The sequence below is a fragment of the Erwinia sp. ErVv1 genome, from assembly GCF_900068895.1.
GTDB lineage: Bacteria > Pseudomonadota > Gammaproteobacteria > Enterobacterales > Enterobacteriaceae > Erwinia.
On record NZ_CDPK01000002.1, the window covers coordinates 427,721 to 443,901 of the forward strand.

The 16,181-nt window shown below is 55.4% G+C and carries 16 protein-coding genes; 11 read left to right on the forward strand and 5 right to left on the reverse strand.

From position 1 onward, the window contains the following. Positions 1 to 134: 134 nt before the first annotated feature. Both A1830_RS03450 and A1830_RS03455 read left to right on the forward strand, forming a co-directional pair. Positions 135 to 1,565 carry a M20 family metallopeptidase gene (locus A1830_RS03450; RefSeq protein WP_067701786.1) on the forward strand — a complete coding sequence of 477 codons (1,431 nt, stop codon included), beginning with the start codon at positions 135 to 137 and terminating at the stop codon, positions 1,563 to 1,565. Further along, positions 1,562 to 2,839 (forward strand): MFS transporter, encoded by a 1,278-nt coding sequence (locus A1830_RS03455; RefSeq protein ID WP_067701788.1) that lies wholly within the window; start codon positions 1,562 to 1,564, stop codon positions 2,837 to 2,839. The genes A1830_RS03450 and A1830_RS03455 overlap by 4 nt, the downstream gene beginning before the upstream one ends. Before the next feature lie 96 nt (positions 2,840 to 2,935). Here the strand turns inward: A1830_RS03455 and A1830_RS03460 are convergent, their stop codons facing one another. Together A1830_RS03460 and A1830_RS03465 are read right to left on the reverse strand one after the other, a co-directional pair. Continuing rightward, positions 2,936 to 4,120, reverse strand: coding sequence for a sugar transporter (locus tag A1830_RS03460; protein WP_067701790.1), 1,185 nt, complete (start codon positions 4,118 to 4,120; stop codon positions 2,936 to 2,938). 390 nt (positions 4,121 to 4,510) lie between these two features. Beyond that, positions 4,511 to 5,446, reverse strand: a complete 936-nt coding sequence (locus tag A1830_RS03465) for a VirK/YbjX family protein (protein ID WP_067701792.1) — start codon at positions 5,444 to 5,446, stop codon at positions 4,511 to 4,513. Between the two features lie 270 nt (positions 5,447 to 5,716). On the opposite strand from A1830_RS03465, the gene A1830_RS03470 reads away from it, so the two are divergent. The 3 genes from A1830_RS03470 to A1830_RS03480 all read left to right on the forward strand — a co-directional run bounded on the left by A1830_RS03470 (position 5,717) and on the right by A1830_RS03480 (position 7,910). Beyond that, complete coding sequence (locus A1830_RS03470) at positions 5,717 to 6,598, forward strand: NAD(P)-dependent oxidoreductase (RefSeq protein WP_067701795.1); 882 nt, start codon at positions 5,717 to 5,719, stop codon at positions 6,596 to 6,598. A 178-nt stretch (positions 6,599 to 6,776) separates the two neighbouring features. Beyond that, positions 6,777 to 7,259, forward strand: a complete 483-nt coding sequence (locus tag A1830_RS03475) for an RrF2 family transcriptional regulator (protein WP_067701798.1) — start codon at positions 6,777 to 6,779, stop codon at positions 7,257 to 7,259. Positions 7,260 to 7,574: 315 nt separating this feature from the next. Beyond that, positions 7,575 to 7,910, forward strand: coding sequence for a helix-turn-helix domain-containing protein (locus A1830_RS03480; RefSeq protein WP_067701801.1), 336 nt, complete (start codon positions 7,575 to 7,577; stop codon positions 7,908 to 7,910). On the opposite strand, the gene A1830_RS03485 is transcribed toward A1830_RS03480, so the two are convergent. Together A1830_RS03485 and A1830_RS03490 are read right to left on the reverse strand one after the other, a co-directional pair. Continuing rightward, entirely contained in the window at positions 7,895 to 9,118 is a 1,224-nt protein-coding gene (locus A1830_RS03485; RefSeq protein WP_067701803.1) for an FAD-dependent monooxygenase, read from the reverse strand. The two genes, A1830_RS03480 and A1830_RS03485, sit on opposite strands and share 16 nt — an antisense overlap. After that, positions 9,115 to 9,624, reverse strand: a complete 510-nt coding sequence (locus A1830_RS03490; RefSeq protein WP_082804070.1) for a MarR family winged helix-turn-helix transcriptional regulator — start codon at positions 9,622 to 9,624, stop codon at positions 9,115 to 9,117. The genes A1830_RS03485 and A1830_RS03490 overlap by 4 nt, the downstream gene beginning before the upstream one ends. Positions 9,625 to 9,874: 250 nt before the next feature. Here A1830_RS03490 and A1830_RS03495 point away from each other — a divergent pair, with 250 nt between their 5' ends. The 5 genes from A1830_RS03495 to A1830_RS03515 all read left to right on the forward strand — a co-directional run bounded on the left by A1830_RS03495 (position 9,875) and on the right by A1830_RS03515 (position 14,327). Continuing rightward, the gene (locus A1830_RS03495; protein WP_067701806.1) at positions 9,875 to 10,948 is read left to right on the forward strand and encodes an isopenicillin N synthase family dioxygenase; all 1,074 of its coding nucleotides are present in this window, start codon (positions 9,875 to 9,877) and stop codon (positions 10,946 to 10,948) included. Next, a complete protein-coding gene (locus tag A1830_RS03500) occupies positions 10,945 to 11,757 on the forward strand; it encodes a MetQ/NlpA family ABC transporter substrate-binding protein (protein ID WP_067701809.1) in 813 nt (270 codons plus the stop codon). The genes A1830_RS03495 and A1830_RS03500 overlap by 4 nt, the downstream gene beginning before the upstream one ends. Continuing rightward, positions 11,754 to 12,569: a methionine ABC transporter ATP-binding protein gene (locus A1830_RS03505; protein ID WP_067701812.1), complete on the forward strand. Its 816-nt coding sequence runs from the start codon at positions 11,754 to 11,756 to the stop codon at positions 12,567 to 12,569. The genes A1830_RS03500 and A1830_RS03505 overlap by 4 nt, the downstream gene beginning before the upstream one ends. Then, positions 12,559 to 13,230 (forward strand): methionine ABC transporter permease, encoded by a 672-nt coding sequence (locus A1830_RS03510; RefSeq protein WP_067701815.1) that lies wholly within the window; start codon positions 12,559 to 12,561, stop codon positions 13,228 to 13,230. Before A1830_RS03505 ends, A1830_RS03510 begins: the two co-directional genes overlap by 11 nt. 83 nt (positions 13,231 to 13,313) lie before the next feature. After that, entirely contained in the window at positions 13,314 to 14,327 is a 1,014-nt protein-coding gene (locus A1830_RS03515) for an AI-2E family transporter (RefSeq protein WP_067702229.1), read from the forward strand. Positions 14,328 to 14,384: 57 nt separating this feature from the next. On the opposite strand, the gene A1830_RS03520 is transcribed toward A1830_RS03515, so the two are convergent. Further along, positions 14,385 to 15,122, reverse strand: a complete 738-nt coding sequence (locus tag A1830_RS03520) for a CDP-diacylglycerol diphosphatase (protein WP_067701818.1) — start codon at positions 15,120 to 15,122, stop codon at positions 14,385 to 14,387. 564 nt (positions 15,123 to 15,686) lie between these two features. On the opposite strand from A1830_RS03520, the gene A1830_RS03525 reads away from it, so the two are divergent. Next, positions 15,687 to 16,181, forward strand: a complete 495-nt coding sequence (locus A1830_RS03525) for a ribonuclease domain-containing protein (protein WP_067701821.1) — start codon at positions 15,687 to 15,689, stop codon at positions 16,179 to 16,181.

The window sequence follows — 16,181 nt, forward strand, 5'->3', positions numbered from 1 at the left end:
CCTGTTCACTGTGCAATTAACCTTTGCTTTTAGAGCAAGGCTTATTTGATATTTTGATAATTGTGGCAAAGCGGGATTTTAGCTTAGATGGAACGCATAACAAAATAACTGATAAACACACAACGGACGATCGAATGACAGGTGAACAGGCGGTAGCGCTGGCAACAGCATATTTTGACAGCGGGGAGTTTAAGCGGGTTCTGGCCCGTCGGGTGGCTATCCGTTCGGAGAGCCAGCAGAAGGGAAGCCGCGAGGCATTAGCGCGCTATCTGGATGAGGAGATCGCACCGGCGATGCGTGCAATGGGCTTTACTCTGCGCGGCCTGGATAATCCGCAGGCGGATGCGCCTCCCTTTCTGCTGGCGACGCGGATTGAGGATCCCGCGCTGCCAACGGTGCTTTGTTATGGTCACGGCGACGTGGTTTTTGGCGATGACGAAAACTGGCGTGAAGGACTTTCTCCCTGGCAGCTGACGGAAGAGGGCGATCGCTGGTACGGGCGCGGCAGCGCCGACAACAAAGGACAACACTCGGTCAATATCGCGGCGCTGGAGCAGATTTTCATCGCGCGTGGTAACCGGTTGAACTTCAACTGCAAGTTCCTGTTTGAGATGGGTGAGGAGATCTCCTCCCCGGGGCTGGCCCAGCTCTGTCGCGAACAGCGGGCGCTGCTTAGCGCCGATATCTTTCTTGCCTCTGACGGCCCGCGCGCAGATGCGCATCAGCCAACGCTGTTTCTCGGCTCGCGTGGAGCGGTTAACGTACGGCTAAGCATTGATGCGCGCGAACGTGATTATCACTCCGGCAACTGGGGCGGGCTGTTAAGCAATCCCGGGGTCCAGCTGGCTAACGCGCTGGCCTCACTGGTCAGCCCGCACGGACAACTGCTGGTTAGCGCACTGAAGCCGCCAGCCATTGGCGCGGACGTGCGGGCCATACTGAGCGAAATCGATCTGTACGAGAGCGAGGACGGGCCGCACATTGATGTGCAGTGGGGCGAACCCGGCCTGACGCCGGTTGAGCGCCTCTATGGCTGGAATACGTTTGAGGTGCTTTCGCTGATTGCTGGCAATCCGGCGCAGCCCATGAACGCCATACCGGGGAGTGCGACAGCGGTTTGCCAGCTGCGTTTTGTGGTCGGCACCGACTGGGAAAATATTGCTCATCATCTTCGTACGCATCTGGATGCACAGGGGTTCCAGCAGGTTGACGTCGGGGTGCTCAGAGGGTCGCCCGCCACGCGCCTTAATCCGAAGGATCCGCTGGTAAGCTGGGCGCTGAACGTCATGCGCAACGCCAGCGGCAAAAAGCCCGTCCTGCTGCCAAATCTTGGTGGGTCACTGCCTAACGATGTGTTTGCCCATATCCTGGATCTGCCCACGCTATGGGTGCCGCACTCCTATCCAGCCTGCGGCCAGCATGCGGTCGATGAGCATATGCTGAAATCTATCGCCCGCGAAGGGTTGCAGATTATGACCCGGCTATTCTGGGAACTGGGCGAGCAGGGCGATGCGCTTATCGAACAGCACCGGCGCTTTCGTCAGCAGACGGGCGGTGCAGCATGAGCACGCTAACGCAATCGCAGGAAGCCATTACTGCGCCTCCCAGCCTGTACAAAACGCTGTTCGCGACCTGCGTCGGCAATGCGCTGGAATGGTTTGATATTGCCGTTTACGGATTTTTCGCCAGCTATATCGCTCAGGCTTTCTTCCCGACGGAGGATCCCTCGGTCTCCCTGCTGCTCACCTTCGGCAGCTTTGGCGTCTCCTTTCTGATCCGCCCGTTGGGGGCCATTGTACTGGGAACATGGGCTGACCGGGTGGGGCGCAAAAAGGCGCTGATGATGTCGATTTCGCTGATGATGCTCGGCGGAATAATCATCGTAGTGATGCCGTCGTACGCCACAATCGGGCTGACGGCGCCGATCCTGATCCTGATTGCGCGGCTGATTCAGGGGTTTTCCGCCGGAGGCGAGTTTGGCAGCTCAACGGCTTTTCTGGTGGAGCATTTCCCACACCGGCGGGCATTTATTGCCAGCTGGCAGTTTGCTACCCAGGGTGCCAGTACGCTGCTGGCCTCCGCGTTCGGGCTGGGACTTACGCACTGGCTGAGCGAACCGCAGATTCAGGCCTGGGGATGGCGTATCCCGTTTGCCTTTGGCCTGCTTATCGGCCCGGTGGGGCTCTATATCCGTCGACATCTGCATGAGCCTGACAGCTTTATCAAACAGGATAAAGCCGCCTCGCCGCTGCGCACGCTCGCGGGTCAGCAGAAAAGCCTGCTGCTGCTGGCCATAGGGTTGATGGTCATCTCCACCGCCATTAACTATATGCTTAACTATGTGCCTACCTATGCGACAAAAACGCTGCATCTTCCCGGTTCAGCGGCGTTCAGCGCGACCCTGATGGCGGGCGTGATCCTGACGGTGGTCACCCCCCTGATGGGGCTGTGGGCTGAGAAAGTCGGGCGCAGACGGCTAATGTGGAGCGCGCTGCTGCTGCTCATTCTGACAATCTATCCGGGATTTTTGCTGGTCGTTAGCCATACTACGCCCGCGACGCTGCTGTTGCTGGTGGGTTGGATGGCGCTGCTGAAATCGGTCTATTTCTCTACCGTGCCCTCAATGATGGCCGACCTGTTCCCGGTCAGTACTCGCGCAAGCGGTATGGCCATCAGCTATAACGTGGCGGTCACCGTTTTTGGTGGATTTGCCCCGCTGATTTGCACGCTGTTGATTACCGCCACCGGCACGCGGCTAGCCCCGAGCTATTACCTGATGCTGCTGGCGTTAATCAGCGGCTGGGCGCTGTATAAAAGTCAGAGCCGCCTGAAAAACTAAGAGAAGAAGCGGGAGGAGAATCATGCCCGCAGAGGCGGGGAGTTGTCCGGCACAGGGTGGTGCGTAACACCCTGTGCCGGACAAAGGAGGAAAGGGTTAGCCGTTAATGCGCAGCTGCGGGTAGCGCTTCATGCTCCACGCGCACCACAGCAGCGACAGCAGGCCAATGCCGCCGCCCACATAGCCGATATTGACCATATCCAGATGCAGGCTGACCTGATTACCCAGCAGGGCACCCCCGCCAATGCCGAGGTTATAAATCCCGGACATTAATGACATGGCCACATCGGTTGCATCCGGTGCCAGCGCCAGAACCCTGACCTGCACCGCCAGGCCGATAATCATCATCGACATACCCCAGATGATACACAGAATGGAGATTGCCACGCTGTGGGTCACGGCCAGATAAAGGCTCAGCATACAGGCCGACACCAGGAAGATGGCGCCCAGCAGGAACGTGGCCGGATATTTATTGCCCAGCGAGCTGAACAATATGCTGCCCAGGATACCCGCCGCACCGAATATCAGCAGCAGGAAGGTGGTGAAATTATCCCCCATTGAGGCGACGCCCTGAATAAACGGCTCAATATAGCTGTAGGCCGTATAATGCGCGGTCACCACTACGGCGATCAGCAAATAGAGTGCCACCAGCGCCGGACGCTTAAATAGCATCGGCACGCTCTTAAGCGATCCGGTATGTTCGCTTGGCAGCTTCGGCAGCAGCTTAATCAGGCACAGCAGGGTGATCAGCGCAACAATGCCGATGATCCCAAAGGTGATACGCCAGCCAAGATACTGACCAATCAGACGACCAATCGGCAGTCCGAGTACCATAGCCAGCGCTGTCCCTGTTGCCAGCATGCTTAACGCCTGCGTCTTTTTCCCCGCCGGTGCCACGCGAATCGCCAGAGAGGCGGTAATTGACCAGAATATCGCGTGTGAGAAGGCGATTCCGATACGCGATACCACCAGAATATTGAAGCTCCACGCAAAGGTAGAGAGAATATGGCTGGCAATGAACAGCGTGAAAATGCAGGTTAGCAGCAGGCGTCGTTCAATTTGCCGGGTCAACAGCATCATTGGCAGCGACATCAGCGCCACCACCCAGGCGTAGATAGTCAGCATCAGCCCCACCTGCGCCGTCTTCATTGAGAAGCTGGTGGCGATATCGGACAGCAGGCCAACCGGAGCAAATTCGGTAGTATTAAAAATGAATGCAGCAATGGCTAACATAATGACGCGTAGCCATGCCGTTTTACGTGAAACGGTAATTGATTGCATTGAGGTAAACGACTTGTTGGTAGAAAGTTAATTTCGTTGTGACGAAATCAAGAAAAAGAGCGCATATTGTGTTTTATTTATCTGTCAGATGACATCAAAATATTACCTTTTTTGTAAATCAGAATAACAACCCGGTGCCGGACAAGCTGACGCCCTCCGGAATTGTATTCCCTCCGTAATGCCTTTAAATAGCGAATAAAACGCTGAGAACAGCAGGATAAAAGAGTATAGACAGGTTCTGGAATTCTACCAGCAGGATATTGGCGGAAGGGTGGCGATAAGAAAGTGAGTATATTGCGGGGACGACGGGCATAAAGAGACGTCGGTTATCGCCCCCGCTGTCCGTTATTTAACGGGGCGATAACCGCGTTTATTGTGGCGTGGAGAGCCTTAGCAGAGCAGTCCGGCCTGGAGCCGATCGAGCAGGTCATAGCGGCGGCGATACTCGGCGCGCTTTTTACTGGCGATCTCGCTCTCTGGCTTGCGTTCCAGCCGTAACGGCAGGGCAAAGAGCAGGGGCGTCTCCGGCTCTGCGCCAATTGACTGCCAGAACTCGCTGTAGCTGGCCAGAAAAACGCCTCGCTTCTTACGCTGGTAGCGGGCGCTCTGATGGATATGCCCCTTATCGCTGACGGCCAGGATGCGTGTAATGCCGTTAGCAGTAAAAATCAGCTGCAGCGCCTCCAGCAGCAGACGTTTGGGAAACAGGCCGTAGCAGGATTTCGTCGCCTGCCTGATCAGCTCGTGGGGAATGTGGCTGTCTGCCCCCTGTAGGCCACCGATAAACAGGGTTTTCTGCTGCGCGTAGTCAACCACCGAGAAGGTGATGCGGGCCAGCGCAGTCCCCTCACGCAGCAGTGACAGCGTGGCTTCTCCTTCCTTGTCAAACTTCACGCCGCCGCCGAGAGTAATGCTGTAAGCGTCACCCTCTTTACCGCTAAAGCTGCATATGAGGGTGCTGTCGCGCGTACTCAGTGCCTGGCGCAAGTCGGCATTTTGCAGCTGTTCAACCCAGGTGTAGTGCGCATTGATCGCCCTGAAGCGCTCAGCCGCTGAAAACTGTACGGCAAGATAGGGACGATGAATTTTACCCGGCAGGCGATCCTGCACCTTCAGCAGCCCGGCAATCAGCGGATCGCTGGCGATACGATCGAGCCACTTCAGCGTCAGTACCGGGTGGAAGCAGGATCGCCATAAAAACTTCGCACGGAAAATGCCTTTATCCCAGGACTTGCCGGGCCGAAAACCGCCGGAAACAAGGGAAAAAAACAGGTCGCTGCCACGGTCAGGCCGTGCGGTTAACACAGTTAGCGGTTGATCGGTCATGATTTATTCGGGCTCACGAGTTGCTCTGTCTGACGAATGCCCGCATTCAACCATGCGCGGCATTAACCGAACTTCAACAATAAAAAAACACTCGCCACTACGCGGGGTTTGTTGAGCGTAAGTTTACCCTTGCTGTTGTTTACACCCGCTTACCAAATCTCCGGGGAGGTTTTTTGGCGCAAACCGGGTATTTCATGGCGCATTACGCTACCCTGGAAACTGGGGTCGCCGCGTGGGTTACCCTCTTTTCAAACATAAGGATGTCATCTGATGAATCAACGTCCCTCTGTTGCGGTATTGGGATTGGGCGCGATGGGCCACGCCTTCGCCGCTAATTTACTGAAAAATGGCTTTACCACCTCGGGCTGGAATCGCACCCGATCGCGTGGGGAGGATCTGCAAAGCGCCGGACTGCGGCTGGCAGACAGTCCACAGGAAGCCGTCAGGCAGGCCGACGTGGTCATCGTGATGCTGGCCGACGCCGATGCTACGGAAAGTGCGCTGGAACAGGCACAGCCAGCGCTCAGGCAGGGTGCAATAGTGGTGCAGATGGGCACTGTCGGCGTTGCGTGCACTGACAGGCTGATCGCAACCTTCGCTGAGCAGCGGCGGGATATCGTGTTTCTTGACGCGCCGGTATCCGGGACTAAAACGCCGGCCGAAAATGCACAGATTGTGGTGCTGGCCAGCGGCGATCGTCAGCGCGCCGCCGCCATTGAACCCGTCTTCTCCGCCATCGCGAAAGGCACCAAATGGCTGGGCGAGGCCGGCGCGGCATCCCGAATGAAGCTGGTGGTGAATGCCTGGCTTATCTCCATGGTGCAGGGGCTTTCTGAAAGTACCCAGATGGCGAAAGAGTTTGGTTTTAGCCCGGATGACTTCTGGTCGGTGCTGGACGGAGGGCCGCTGGCCGTACCTTACGTTAAGAGCAAACTGGAGATGATCAGGGAAGGCCGTTACGAACCCCAAATGCATCTCACCTGGGCGCTGAAGGATGTCAGGCTTGCACTTGCGGCTGCCGAAAAAAGCGCGCTGCCGGGGCTAAATATGATCTCTGACGTCTGGCAGGAGGCGGTTGACGCAGGCTACGGTGAAAAAGATCTCTCGGTGGTTTATCAGTATCTCAGTGAGAAATCATCGCAAGGTTTATAACCGCTTGTTTTTCAGGGTGATAACGGGGAAAGCAGTAATCGCTAAGCGTGTGTCTTCTAAAATGCAACAATATTTGTTATATTAACAGCAGGTAGTTAATTATAGTCGACTGATTTTTAATGCTTTTTATGACGAGCTGTCGATTTACCCAAAGGCAGCTGAAAGCAAGGATCTGAACATGCTTGATATTCGTTTTCCTACGGCCTTACAAATGGTGCTCTGCGTGGCCCAGTCAGAGCGGGAAGGTAAACGCAGCACCAGCAAAATTCTGGCCATGGGGCTTGAGGCTAACCCGAGTTTCGTGCGCAAGATGATGGTGCCTCTAACCCGCGATGGCATTATCGTGTCGACGCTGGGTCGTTCAGGGACTATTCGCCTTGGTCGACCCGCAGAAGCGATTTCGCTCTGCGATATTTATACCTCGGTGCTGGAAGACAAACCCCTGCTGGCAGGACGACCTGAGGTATCGGCCCGCTGTCTGGTGAGTGCCAACGCCTGCTGGTTCTTTAAAGAACTGGCGCGCGAGGCTGAACAGGCCTCGCTTGACGTACTCGCCAAATGGACGGTTGCGGATGCATTAAAAGAGATCCATGCCCGCGACAGCCGTCATCCTGAAGGCAGCTGCGAGTTGCAGAAAAACCCCGAAGATGTCGCTATCTGAGGCCCGCTCCGCAACCATCTCCATCTCCATCTCCATTGCCAGGCCGCACTGCTAACGTTGTGCGGCCTTTGAGATATTAGCTGTCTGGCTGGTTAAACACAGTCAGTCTGTTCCCAACAGGTTTAGCTAACGCCCCTGAACATCAGATCCTCATGCGCTACCGATCGCATTTAATGCAACAATTAAACTTGCATTAAGGCGACCTCTCCTTTACCGTAACTAAGTGCATTCGTTAAAGTTACCTTTTACTCGCGTCCCTGAGGAAGTTCAGCTCTGACGCATGAGTGAAAACAAAAAAACCAGAAGGGGAAAGCAATGAGTCACGATGATTTTATTAACGATCTCGTTAAGTGGATCGATACCCATATCGAAGGGAAAATGGATCTTGATACCGTTGCTGAACGTGCAGGGTACTCCAAATGGCACCTGCAACGGATGTTTAAACAGCACACCGGCTACGCGCTGGGCGAATACATTCGCGCTCGCCGCCTGAAAAAATCAGCCGAGCGGCTTGCGCGGGGCGCGGAACCTATCCTCGACGTGGCGATTTCATTTGGTTTTGACTCTCAGCAGTCCTTTAACCGCAGTTTTAAACGCCAGTTTGGCCAGTCTCCCGGTGCCTGGCGTCGTCAGGTTCAGGTTTGTGCCTGACCGCTCCCTGTAGGATTAATGTCATAGTCGGGCAGCACAATGGCATCGGCTTTGGGCGTCAGAAACTTTGCCAGCAGCGGCCTGAATAAGGGGGCGTTTGCCATACGCAGTACGGCATAGCCGAAGGCAATCCCGGCGCGCGAATGGGGAGAGGCCAGGCGCGGTGCAAACCCCGGCACGCTCTGTGCCTGATTAACATAGGGGCGCATAATTTTTTCCCAGGCAGCGAAGGCCTCTTTATGATCGTCATGACGTCCCAGCTCCCCGGCCAGCACGTAAGCGCCGCACATCCCCAGGCTGGTTCCCATCCCGCTGATGGGGGAGGCGCAATATGCGGCATCACCGACCAGGGCTACTCTTCCCTTTGACCAGCTATCCATTTTAACCTGTGAAATCTGGTCAAAATAGAGATCGTCTGCGTCATCAAGCGCGGCCAGTACGCGCGGTGTCTCCCAGCCTAAATGGCCAAACTTTTCCCGCAGCACACTTTTCTGCTCGTGTGCTGAAAGTTTTTCATAGCCACCCGGTGGTTCCTGAAATGACAGCAGTGCACGGGTGGTGCCCAGGTTGTCAGGACGCAGGCAGACGCATAATCCGCCGGGCGCATTAAACCACCTCATATCTGGCGCGTCGCCCGGCGCGCGGGGCAGGGTGAACCAGGCGGTATAGAGATTAAAGGATCTGCGCTTGACCTCGTTACCGAACACCAGCTTACGCGTAGAGGATCCGACCCCTTCTGCGGCGATCACCAAATCGAAAACCGCCTCTTCCCCGTGTTCAAAGCCCACTTTCACTCCATCAGAGAGCTCTTCAAGTGAGGCGATGCTATCGCCAAATTTATAGGTCACCCCTTTACCGCAGTGTTCAATTAGCAGCTTTGCCAGCTCACCGCGCAGAATTTCAAGCTCCGCAACCGGTCCGTTGCCGTCATACGCGCCTGCGCCAAATTGCGCGCGAGTGCGATTTTGCTCATCCACGAATTTTATGCTCTCTTCATGAGTTGAATTAGCCCGAATGGCCTCTTCAATCCCCATACGCTGCGCTACTACCCGGCCCGCGCCGCGAATATCAATCGTCTGACCGCCGTCGCGGAATTCTGGCGCCCGCTCGACAACGGTAACCTCCATACCCTGGCGCGACAGCCAGTAGGCCAGCGTGGGGCCCGCAACGCTGGCACCGGTGATCAGGATCCTGCGCGTAGCGTTCATCGTTTTTCCTTTTTTGTCAGGGCTGGCAGGCTGTTTTGATAAACGGCGATAACCTGCGCGAGAAAGCGATCTATCGTTGTGCGATCGTCAGGTGAAAGTGCGCTCAATAGCGCCTCCAGCCCGGTGAGCATTGGCGCGAGATGGCGGTAAGTTTGTGCCACAGAAGCCTGCATGGGACGCACCAGCACGCGGCGCTTATCGCTTTGCTGGCGCTCGCGCGCCACGTGCCCGGCGCGCTCCAGCCGGTCAATGACCAGCGTAATGCCCGCGGTAGTAAGGGAAAGCCGGCGGGCAAGCTCATTGGGAGAGAGCGGCCCCGAAGCGATCAGCTGCTCCATTAGCGCCAGATCGGTCTGATTGATCCCCATTGCGTTGCCCAGCTCTGCGGCGGCATCACGCGTGAGAATAGCGATCCTCTGCAACTGCTGGGCAATCGTATCGCCTGCTACGGGCATCGCACGCGGATCTTCATTTGGCAAGGACTCGTGATTAACCTCGTGGTGCATGGTTTTCCTCAGTTTCGATGCGGCCTGATTAGATCGCTAAGTTAGTTAGTTAATATTCCGCAAGCTTAGGCCAGCCCTCAATCGCTGTCAAGCGGGGGAAATTTCACCTGACTGGGCTTATTCAGCTATCAGTTAATCATTGCTGTATTTCATATTTCATCCCGACGTTAAAAACCGCAATAGTGCCTGTCAGTCAGCGGCTGAATGGCGATGGTCGCCATCTCAGGCAGGTTTATCTCCTGGAGGTTAAGTGGAACACGTCACGTCATTACCTATTCTGGATCTCTCCCATCTTGACGGTTCGGCGGAGCAGCAGCAGGCGTTCCTCGATCGGCTGAGTCAGAGCGCACGGGAAGTGGGGTTTTTCTACCTGATCAACCATGGCGTCGATCCCGCACTCTCCGCCGGGGTCCAGCAGCTCTCACGGCGCTTTTTTGCGCTGCCGGATGAGGAGAAAGAGCGGGTCGCGATGATTCACTCCCCGCACTTTCGCGGCTACAACCGTGCGGGATCGGAAATCACCCGCAGCCAGCCCGACTGGCGCGAGCAGTTTGATATTGGCGCCGAGCGGGAAGCGCTGCCGCTGGCTCCAGGCGAAGCGGGCTGGAAGCGACTTCAGGGGCCCAATCTCTGGCCGGAAGCGCTGCCCGAGCTGCAAAGGGAGCTACAGGCCTGGCAGCAGCAGATGACCCGCATGTCGCTGCGGCTACTGCGCGCCTTTGCCGAAGCCCTTTCGCTGCCCGGTGACGCCTTCGACGGGCTGTATGGTGAAAAGCCCAATGAACACGTTAAGCTGATCCGTTATCCCGGCAGGACGGGTGATGAGAGCGGGCAGGGCGTTGGGGCACATAAGGACTCCGGGTTTCTCAGCTTCCTCCTGCAGGATAACCAGCGCGGGCTTCAGGTGGAGGTTGAGCCGGATCGCTGGGTGGATGCGCTGCCGCTGCCCGGCGCGTTTGTGGTTAACATCGGTGAACTGCTGGAGCTGGCGACTAACGGCTACCTGCGCGCTACCGTCCATCGCGTTATTTCCCCGGCAACGGGTAGCGACAGACTGTCGATCGCGTTTTTCCTCGGTGCCCAGCTGGACGGCGCCGTACCGGTTTATCAGCTGAACGAACAGCTCAGTCAGCTGGCGCATGGCCCGGCCAGCCATCCGCTCAATCCGCTGCTGCGGGAGGTGGGCTGGAATTATCTGAAGGGCCGCCTGCGTTCGCACCCTGACGTCGCAGCCCGCTGGTATGGCGACCTGCTGACGCAAAAAATTGATCAACCCATTGAGCAACCTTCGTCAAACCGATCGCATAAGGAGCCTTCTCTATGACTCGCCACGCCGCCGTTAGCCTCAGCGGGCTCGCCCTGTTAATTTCTCTCTCCTTTACCGCCCAGGCGGAGGAGGCGCTGCGGGTCGCAGCCGATCCGGTTCCCCATGCGGAGATCCTGAACTATGTGAAAAAAATCGACCCCTCCCTCAACCTGAAAGTGATTGAGCTGACCAGCGGGGTCAACGCCAATGAACTGCTGGCACACGGCGACGTGGATGCTAACTATTTCCAGCATGTTCCCTATCTGCGCGAGCAGGAGAAGGCGCTGGGACAGACCTTCCGCGTTGCGGCGACCGTACATATTGAGCCGCTGGGGATCTACTCCCACAAGATTAAAACCCTTAGCGCACTGCGCGATAATGCCAGCGTTGCGGTGCCAAATAACGTCACCAATCTCAGCCGTTCGCTCTACCTGCTGCAAAAAGAGGGCTTGATCAAACTGAAGCCAGGCTATGACGACCCGGCAAAAAATCAGGCTACGCCGCAGGATATCGCCAGCAACCCGAAACATCTGAAGATCCTGGAAGTGGAGTCACCGCAGATCCCCCGGGCGCTGGACGATGTTGACCTGGCGGTGATCAACGGTAATTACGCCCTGGAGGCCGGCCTGGTGCCAGCCAGAGATGCGCTCGGTCTGGAAAGTTCGCAGCATAATCCCTATGCCAACATTTTGGTCACCACGCCTGCCCTGGCAGGGGATGCGCGTATCAAGCGCCTGGCAAAGGATTTGCAGTCAGAGCAGGTGGCCGAATTTATCCGCCAAAACTATAAGGGATCGGTGATCCCGGTTACGGGACAGCCGCAATGATCAGACTCGACAGGGTGTCAAAACAGTATCCGGGCGCGTTAACTCCGGCGCTGCAAAACGTATCACTGACGCTGCGGCAGGGGGAAATTACCGGCATTGTGGGGCGCAGCGGCGCCGGAAAAAGTACGCTGATCCGCTGTCTGAACCTGCTGGAACGACCTGATTCAGGACGGATCCTGTTCGACGAACAGGATATCACTCTGCTCACGCCCGGGGACCTTCGGCGACAGCGGCAGCGCAGCAGCATGATCTTCCAGCACTTCAATCTGCTTCATTCCCGTAACGTCGCTGACAATGTGGCGGTACCGCTTGAAATTGCGGGTATGCCGCGCGGACAGCGCCTGACGCGCGTCGCGGAGCTGTTGGACCTGGTTGGGCTGAATGAAAAAGCCCGTGCGTTTCCCTCCCAGCTTTCCGGCGGTCAGCAGCAGCGGGTCGGCATTGCCCGGGCGCTGGCAGCAAGGCCCGACTATCTGTTATGCGACGAGGCGACCAGTGCGCTCGATGCGGAAACCACCCAAAGCGTGCTGGCCCTGCTGAAGCAGATCAATCAGCAGTTTGGCCTGACCATCGTGATGATCACCCACCAGCTGGAAGTGGTCAAAGCCGTCTGCGATCGCGCGGCCCTGCTTGAAACGGGGCGTCTGGTGGAAGAGGGCGCGCTGCGCGACCTGCTGATGGATCCCCGGTCAGCGCTGCGTGACTCCCTGCTACAGGGTGGCCATGATGAGCAGGCTTTTCTGCGCCGCCACGGGCTGACGTTTGGTCAGGAGCAGGTATGGACGACGAGGGAAACACGCTATGCGTATTAGCCTGGAATGGGACAGCTTTTTTGCTCTGCTCGGGCAGGCAACGCTTGAAACCCTGTATATGGTTGGCCTGGCGGGCGGCCTGACTCTGCTTATCGGCCTGCCGCTCGGCGTGTTGCTATTTGTCAGCCGTCGCAACGGTCTTTACCCGCTGCCCTGGATCCATGCCGTACTGGGCACGCTGATTAATATTGGGCGCTCTTTGCCTTTCGTCGTGCTGCTTATTGCGCTGATCCCCTTTACCCGCCTGGTGGTCGGTACCACCCTGGGCAGTACGGCGGCGGTGGTGCCCATTGCACTGGGCGCCTTTCCCTTTTTTGCCCGTATCGTTGAGAACGCGCTGGATGAGGTTGAAAAGGGAAGGACGGAGGCGGTGATCGCCATGGGAGGCACCCACTGGCATGTGATCGCTAAGGTACTGCTGCCGGAGGCACTGCCCGCCATAGTGGCCGGTATTACGCTGACGCTTGTGATGCTGATTGGCTTCTCATCAATGGCGGGCGTGATCGGGGGAGGCGGTCTGGGCGACCTGGCGATCCGCTACGGATACCAGCGCTTTAACCAGCAGGTGATGGTCGGCACGATAGTGGTGCTGATCGTGCTGGTGCAGGGCGTGCAGATGCTTGGCGACCGCGTGGTTCGTTCGCTGGCGCATCGTCGTTAAATCGGCCGCAAAATGCAGCGGACCTTGTATACTGTCTGAATTACATCGGATTTTTAATATTTCAGACAGGAAGCGTCATGGAGATGTCTCAACTGAATAAACGGGGGCTGTGTCAGGCCGCCAGCTATATCCTGGTATTTATCGCGCTGTTTATGATTTTTCCGCTGCGGCTGCTGCCCTGTTTTCTCGCCGGATTTATCGTTTATGAAACGGTGCTGGCGCTCACCCCCTGGGTGGAGAGGTTGGTGAAAGGTCCGCTGGCGCGGTGGATCATTATTTTTTCCCTCACGCTGGTGGTGGTGCTTGGTCTGGCGCTGGGGATCACCAAGCTGATTGGTTATCTGCTGCATGACTTCCAGAATCCCGCTGCTTTCCACGCAGCGGCCAGCAAGCTGCTGGAGGACGCACAGCGCACGCTGTCGCCAGTGGTTACCCGCTATCTTCCCGCCGATATTGATGAGCTCCAGCATCAGGTAGTGACCTGGCTGCGGGAACATCTGGTGGTGGTGCAAACCTTTGGTCGTACCGCCGCTCATACCTTCGCCACCATGCTGATCGGCATGCTGCTGGGGGCGATCGTTTCCCTGCGGGTCAGCAGCGATGATGCGCATCAGGCTCCGCTCAAGCAGGCGCTCCTTCAGCGTCTGACGCTGCTGGCGGCGTCGTTTCATAACGTGGTCTTTGCCCAAATCAAGGTATCGCTGGTCAATACGCTGCTGACCTGTGGCTTCCTTTTCGGCCTGCTGCCGATGTTTGGCCTGCATTTTCCCTTCGCGAAAACGGTCGTGGTGTTAACCTTTGTGGCCGGGCTGCTGCCAATAATTGGCAACCTAATCTCGAATACGGTGATTATCCTGATTGGCCTGTCGATTTCGCTGGAGGCTGCGCTAATCGCACTTATTTTCCTGATCGTGGTGCATAAGCTGGAGTATTTTATTAATGCGCGCATTTTTGGCACCCGCATCAATGCAAAAACCTGGGAGATCCTGCTGGCGATGCTGGTTTTCGAATCTGCCTTTGGGCTGGCTGGGGTAGTTGCCGCCCCGGTCTATTATGCCTACCTGAAAAGTGAACTACGCCAGGCACGGCTGATATAGAATCGGCGGTAAGTTTTATCTGCCTCAGTATCGCAAGACGCTGAGGCAGATAAGACGTTATTGCGCCAGTGCGCAGGTATGATCCTGCAATTTTTCTGCGCCAATGCGTTTTTCTAATGTACCCGATGCTTCGAGGATCATAAAGTTATCACTATCAAGATTGACAACTGCGAAGGTAGAATATTGTAGTTCACCGCCATCCGCTGCAACCTTGTCACTGACATCTTTAAAAACATTTCTATTTTTTAGCTCAGAAAATGATAGTTTTTTATAATTAAAGGTGTAAGTTTTGAGCGGTTCAGGAAACACGTGCCAGTCATTGTCGATATTTTTAACATCCATGCGGTCCAGCGCTTCGCGTACAGGCTGAGCCAGGCATGAAATATGGACATGAAGCTGATCCTGTGAACGCGTATTAAGCGAGTTAACGGTAAGTGAAATATCCTGCTCCCTGACTTTTCTGTCAGTTTTTTCCGCGACAAGATCGCGAGCCTCCCATGAAAGATAAATATAGTTAGGCTGATTGTCTGCAAGCAGCTGTTCATCCTCAATGCCGGTTATTTGCTTCGTCGGCAGCAGCAGATACTGGTATTTATCGCTGTCGCCTTTATAAATAACGTAGCCATCATGCTCATCCACCAGGCTATAGGGAGTATATTTTCCGTCTGCCTTATACTGAGGCTCACACTGATTGTGCACTTTATCCCATAAGATATTTCTGTCAACAGCATGGGCTACAGAGAGAAATGAACCTGATAGCAGCAATACGGAGAGGGCTTTTGAGGTATTATTCATAATATGTTATCCAGCTTAATTGTGTTACTGAATTATAGCTAGTCATCTTTTTTATTCCATTGATGAGGCGTTATAATAGGATGCCAAAATAACAGTAATTAACATAAGCTGCTTTAAATAATAAACGTTCCCTGGTGCATTAGTTTGCCGATATTTACAACTACCTTATGGTTAATAGTGATCAATCATTAACCATTAACCATTAACCATTAACCATTAACCATTAATGAGTGATTAGTAATTAGTGAGTAATGATTGATCATCAGTAAGTAATGATAGTTAATCCCTGATGTCTGGTTAGCGTAAAATAATGTGGTGCTTTTTTATGATAAACCAAACATAACTATGTAAAGCTTACTGGCTTTTATGACGGCATCCTTCTTTATTGTTAAATACACTGTGGTCGCTACGACTTATTCACCGAAAGGATAAAATAGGCCATCTTTTTGGGGGGAGGGGCGGGGTAAGTAGCCAGTTTCAGCCCTGCTAACGGAGTACCGGAAGAAACCCGACGCAGAATAAAAGATATAGACGACAATTATTTGCTCAGGTTAAGATTTCACAATGAATAAAAAACTGATTATTGCGGCTATTTTAGCCATAGCAGCGACCGCCGTCGGGCTTCACCGGCCTGCTACAACCCCGGTCGCCAACCAACATGGCTCACACCCCTCTCAGGAGAGGCGCCCTGCGGGCAGTAAAGCCAGTACGTCATTCCGTGATGACATCAGCGTACTGACGCAGCAGCAGCGGGTGGCGGACTACCTGCATCAGCACCAGCAGCTGCCGCCCTTGTACCTGAAAAAAAGTGATGCAAGGCGTCAGGGATGGGATCCTGCACGAGGTAACCTCTGTGAAGCACTGCCGGGGCGGGCCATCGGCGGCGATCGCTTTTCTAACCGCGAAGGGCGCCTGCCAGACGGGCAGGGACGGCGCTGGTTTGAAGCCGACGTTAACTACCAGTGTGGCCGTCGCGGTAGCGATCGTATGCTCTATTCCAGCGACGGGCTGATCTACGTCACCCGCGATCATTATCGCCATTTTGAGCAGGTAAAGTGA